General features: G+C 73.7%; 5 protein-coding genes. 3 read left to right on the plus strand and 2 right to left on the minus strand.

Annotated elements, in window-relative coordinates; translation table 11 throughout:
* The first annotated feature begins 192 nt into the window (after positions 1 to 192).
* A complete protein-coding gene (locus G3I42_RS06675) occupies positions 193 to 1,164 on the plus strand; it encodes an aldo/keto reductase (RefSeq protein ID WP_164283288.1) in 972 nt (323 codons plus the stop codon).
* A gap of 67 nt (positions 1,165 to 1,231) precedes the next feature.
* Here G3I42_RS06675 and G3I42_RS06680 read toward each other — a convergent pair whose 3' ends face one another.
* Entirely contained in the window at positions 1,232 to 1,732 is a 501-nt protein-coding gene (locus tag G3I42_RS06680) for an HAD domain-containing protein (protein WP_164283290.1), read from the minus strand.
* 188 nt (positions 1,733 to 1,920) lie between these two features.
* Here G3I42_RS06680 and G3I42_RS06685 point away from each other — a divergent pair, with 188 nt between their 5' ends.
* Positions 1,921 to 2,469 carry a TetR/AcrR family transcriptional regulator gene (locus G3I42_RS06685; RefSeq protein ID WP_239096300.1) on the plus strand — a complete coding sequence of 183 codons (549 nt, stop codon included), beginning with the start codon at positions 1,921 to 1,923 and terminating at the stop codon, positions 2,467 to 2,469.
* 2 nt (positions 2,470 to 2,471) lie between these two features.
* A complete protein-coding gene (locus tag G3I42_RS06690) occupies positions 2,472 to 4,043 on the plus strand; it encodes an MFS transporter (protein ID WP_164283296.1) in 1,572 nt (523 codons plus the stop codon).
* A 162-nt stretch (positions 4,044 to 4,205) separates the two neighbouring features.
* Here the strand turns inward: G3I42_RS06690 and G3I42_RS06695 are convergent, their stop codons facing one another.
* Positions 4,206 to 4,835, minus strand: coding sequence for a lysophospholipid acyltransferase family protein (locus G3I42_RS06695; protein WP_239096301.1), 630 nt, complete (start codon positions 4,833 to 4,835; stop codon positions 4,206 to 4,208).
* Positions 4,836 to 5,261 lie beyond the last annotated feature (426 nt).

Genomic DNA, 5,261 nt, shown 5'->3' on the forward strand with positions numbered 1-5,261 from the left:
CCCGGGCCCGCCCGGCCCCGAAGCGCGACCGCGCGACGGTACGTACCCGACGCGCCGGACCCACCGGGTACGCTCCGGACCCGCCGGGTCGGTACGCGACGGGCCGTCGCGCGGCGTTACGTTGACGGGGGCGCCCCCGGGCACACCGCCCGAGCGGCGCCCCGTCGCCGTACCCCCGCGAAGGAGCCCCCCATGCCGTTCGCCCGCCTCGCCGCCGCGCCCACCCCCGTGTCCCGGATCGGCCTCGGTCTCGCCGCCGTCGGCCGGCCCGGCTACCTCAACCTCGGCCGGGAGCGCGACCTGCCGCCGGGCCGGAGCGTCGAGGACCTGCGCGCCCGCGCGCACGACCTGCTCGACGCCGCGTACGAACAGGGCGTGCGGTACGTGGACACCGCGCGTTCCTACGGGCGTGCCGAGGAGTTCCTCGCCGGGTGGCTCGCCGCGCACCCGCAGGCCACCGACCTCGTCGTCGGCAGCAAGTGGGGCTACACGTACACGGCCGGCTGGCGCACCCGCGCCGCCTCGCACGAGGTCAAGGACCACGCGCTCGCGACGTACGAGCGGCAGGTCGCCGAGACCAGGGACCTGCTCGGCGACCGCCTCGACCTCTACCAGATCCACTCGCTCACCCCCGAGAGCCCCGCGCTCACCGACCGCGCCCTGCACGAGCGGCTCGCCGCGCTCGGCGCGGAAGGCGTCACGATCGGCTGCTCGGTGAGCGGCCCGGAGCAGAGCACGGCGATCCATGAGGCACTCGCTGTCGAGGTCGCGGGCCAGCCCCTCTTCCGTACGATCCAGGCCACGTACAACGTGTACGAGCACAGCGCGGGGCCGGCGCTGGAGGCCGCGCACGCCGCGGGGCGCTCCGTACTGGTCAAGGAGGCGCTGGCCAACGGGCGGCTCGCGGGCGAGGCGGCCCCGGCCGCCGTGCGGGAGATCGCCGAGGAGCTGTCCAGCACCCCGGACGCCGTCGCGCTCGCCTTCGTCCTGCGCGCCCCGTGGGTCGACGTCGCCCTCTCGGGCGCCGCGACCATCGGTCAGCTCGACACCAACCTGCGCGCGCTCACGCTCCCGCTCGACGAGGAACGGCTCGAACGGCTCGACGCGCTGGGGGAGGGCGCGGGGGAGTACTGGCGGACGCGGGCCGGGATGCCGTGGGAGTGAGGGGCCGCCCGGTGCGGGAGGCGCGGCCCCTTCCCGGAGGCGCAGGCCGCCGCTCGCACGCGCCCCGTCACACGCTCCGCGCCCACTCCTCAAGGGCGGAGAAGTCCTCGTCTGTGAGGCCGTGCGCGGGGTCGATGCGCAGGAGCGCCGCCGGGGCCGGGTAGTGGGCGGTCACCCACGCGTGGTCGCGGGGCCCGAATTCGTCGTCGACCCAGGCGAAGGGGCGGCCCCCGGCGTGGGCCAGCACCTCGCGCAGCTTCCAGAAGGTGCCGTCCGGGCCCGTCGTCCGCGCGGGCCAGTGCACGTACGGGAGCGCGGGCAGTCCCAGTTCGGGCGCGACGTACGTGTTCGCCTCGGCCTCCCACGTCGAGGCCCACACCAGCTCGTACCGCCCGGCGAGGGCGCGCAGGCGTTCCCCGTGCGCCGGGTTGAGGCGCAGCTCCAGGGGCTCCGTCCAGGCCCAGCCCGCCGGGCGGACCTTGCGGGTGCGGTAACCGGGCAGGCGACGGCGGCCGGCCGCGTAGGGATTGAGGGGGCCGTCGACGTCGAGGAAGAGGAACGGTTTCATGAGGCGTCCTGGGGGTCGGTGTCATTCATTGTGACCGGAAGGCGAGGGGGCCGCGTGGCTGGAACGCCCCGTGCCAGCGCGCTTCCGCGATGCGGACGCATGTCCGTCACGTGAGACGTCACCGGTTCGGGTGAGACGTCACCGATCCTTATGAGACGTTCATGTCTCATTTTGCTAAGGTCGGCCGTATGACTGTCGACCGTGACCAGGTGCTGCGCTCCGCCGCCACGCTCCTCGTGCGCCGCTCCGGCGCGACGATGGACGAGGTGGCGCGCGCCGCCGGGGTCAGCCGGGCCACGCTGCACCGGCTCTTCGCCGGGCGCGAAGCCCTCGTACGGGCCCTGGAGGAGCTGGGCATCCGCGAGTGCGAGAGCGCCGTGGCCGCCGCGCGGACCGACGAAGGGCCCGCCGTGGAGGCACTGCGCAGACTCGTCGCCGGTCTCCAGGGGCCCGCCCCGCTGCTCTCCTTCCTCATCACCGAGGCACAGCTCTTCGAGGGCGAGGAGATCGACGCGGGCTGGGCCCGGCTCGACGGACGCTTCACGGCCCTGTTCGAGCGCGGCCAGCACACCGGCGAGTTCCGCATCGACCTCAGCCCGACCTGGCTCACCGAGGCGCTCTACGCGCTCATAGGCTCCTGCGGCTGGTGCGTCGTGGACGGCCGCGTCGCCGCCCAGGACTTCCCGCGCAATGTGTCCGAGCTGCTGCTCGGCGGGGTACTGAGGAGGACCCCGTGACCATGACCACGTCCCCCGCCCCCACGCAGCGCCCCCTCGCGCGCTGGCTCGCCCTCGGCGTCCTCGTCCTCGCGGTGCTCCTCATCGCGGTCGACGCGACCGTGCTCGGCCTCGCCACGCCGTACATCAGCGAGGACCTGCGCCCCTCGGGCACCCAGCTCCTGTGGATCGGCGACGTCTACTCCTTCGTCATCGCCGGGCTGCTCGTCTCGATGGGCGGGCTCGGCGACCGCATCGGCCGCAAGCGCCTGCTGCTCCTCGGCGCGATCGCCTTCGGCGGCATCTCGGTCCTCAACGCCTACGCGGGCTCGCCCGAGATCCTCATCCTCGCGCGCGCCCTGCTCGGCGTCGCCGGGGCCACCCTCATGCCGTCCACGCTCGCGCTGATCCGCAACATCTTCCCCGACCCGCGCGAGCGCAGCTTCGCGATCGGCGCCTGGGGCGCCGCCTCGTCGGCCGGGATGGCGCTCGGCCCGATCGTCGGCGGCTTCCTCCTCGAACACTTCTGGTGGGGCTCGGTCTTCCTCATCAACCTGCCCGTCATGGCGCTCCTCGTGCTCGTCGGCGCCAAGCTGCTGCCGGAGTCCAAGGACCCCGCCCCCGGCCCCTGGGACCTGCCCAGCGTGGCGCTCTCGCTGGCCGGGATGTTCGGTCTCGTCTACGCGGTGAAGGAACTGGCGGCGGGCGAGATCACCGGGCTGACCCTCGGCGCGGGACTCGGCGGGCTGCTGCTCCTCGTCTGGTTCGTACGGCGTCAGCTCACGCTGCCGAAACCGCTCCTGAACATGCGCCTGTTCCGCAACCGGGGCTTCAGCGCCGCCGTCGTCGCCGACCTGCTCACCGTGCTCGGCCTCTCCGGGCTCGTCTTCTTCCTCTCGCAGTTCCTGCAACTCGTCCAGGGCCGGACCCCGTTGGCCGCCGGACTGGCCGAACTGCCGTCCGCGATCGGCGCGGTGGGCGCCGGGCTCGTCGCGGGGCTCGTCGCACGCCGTTTCTCGGTGCGGGCCGTCGTCTCGGGCGGGCTCGCGGCGATCGGTGTCGCGCTCGCCGCCGTCGTGTTCATCGGCGAGCACACGAGCTATCCCCTGCTCGGCGGGGTGCTCCTCGTCGTCGGCCTCGGCGCCGGTTTCTCCTTCACGGTCACGGCCGACGTCATCCTCTCGGCCGTGCCCAAGGAGAAGGCCGGCTCCGCCTCGGCCGTCTCGGAGACCGCGTACGAACTGGGCACGGCCCTCGGTATCGCGCTGCTCGGCTCCGTGGTCAACGGCGTCTACCGGGACTTCGCCACCCCACCCGGGGTGCCGGGCCGGATCTCCGAAGCGGCGCACGAATCACTCGGCGGAGCGGCCGAAGCGGCCCACCGGCTCCCCGCGCCGCTGGCCGCGCGCATGCTCGACGCGGCGAACGACTCCTTCGTGACGGGGCTGCACTACGCGGCGGTCGGCGGCGCGGTCGTCCTGCTCGGCACGGCCGTCGCGGCCTGGTTCCTGCTCAAGGGCCAACGGCTCGACGTGACGGACGAGGAGGACGAAGGGGCGATACGGGAGAGCGCGGAGGCGGGAGCGGCACGCTGAGGGAGGCTGGGCGTTCGGCGCTTCGCCCACGGGGTGACGCGACGCGAGCGGCGTTGACGCCGGAGCTCCGTGACGCCTCCGCAGTGCGGGGCGGTTTCGGGCCGGCCTCGTACGGGACGTCTCAGCCCGCTCGCTCTCGGGCCGCCCGCGTACGGCCCGGGCTCAGGCCGCCTTCGCCTTGGTGGCGTACATGTCCACGTACTCCTGGCCCGAGAGCCGCATGACCTCGGTCATGACCGAGTCCGTCACCGCGCGGAGCACGTAGCGGTCGCGGTCCATGCCCTCGTACCGCGAGAACTCCATGGGCTCGCCGAAGCGGACCGTCACCTTGCCGGGGCGGGGCAGGCCCTTGCCGCCGGGCTGGAGCTTGTCGGTGCCGATCATCGCGAAGGGGACGACGGGCGCGCCCGTCATGAGGGTCAGCCGCGCGATGCCGGTGCGGCCCCGGTAGAGGCGGCCGTCGGGGGAGCGGGTGCCCTCCGGGTAGATGCCGAAGATCCGGCCCTCCTCCAGGATGCGGCGCCCCGTCATCAGCGCGGCGACCCCGCCGTTGGCCCCGTCGCGGTCGACCGGGATCATCCCGACGCCCGTGAAGAACCAGGCCATGACCCGGCCCTTGATGCCCTTGCCCGTGACGTACTCGTCCTTGCCGATGAACATCACCTGCCGGTCGCAGACGACCGGGAGGATCAGCGAGTCGATGAAGGTCAGGTGGTTCCCGGCCAGGATCACCGGGCCCTCGCCCGGGATGCGCTCGACGCCTTCCAGCTGCGGCCGGAACCACAGGCGCATGACAGGACCCAGGACGGCCTTCAGGAACGCGAAGCGGGACAACTGACCCTCCGGAGCAGTCAGGGACGACAGCGGACCTGCGGGGCCCGCAGGTGAGGACGATACTCGCGCGCCGCGCGGCCGCGCACACCGGGGTTCACCGCGGCGAGACGCGGAGTTGATCCGCACGCGAGCGAAAGCCTGCCCCGAGGGGCCGGTTTTCACCCGCTGTTCGGCACGGGTTCTCCCCTCCCGCCAGGGCCCGCGCCTAGCATCGGCACCGCTTCACCGGGCGCCCCGCCCGTCACGGGACGGACCCCTCGTGACGGCGGGCCCCGTACCCGTACCCGCACGTCCACGAGCTCAGGAGGACCCCCATGACGGACCAGGCAGCCAAGCAGCCCGCTCCCCGCCCGGGCACCGCCCGCCGCGCCCTGCTCGGCGCCG

The sequence above is a fragment of the Streptomyces sp. SID11385 genome (assembly GCF_010548245.1).
Lineage (GTDB): Bacteria > Actinomycetota > Actinomycetes > Streptomycetales > Streptomycetaceae > Streptomyces.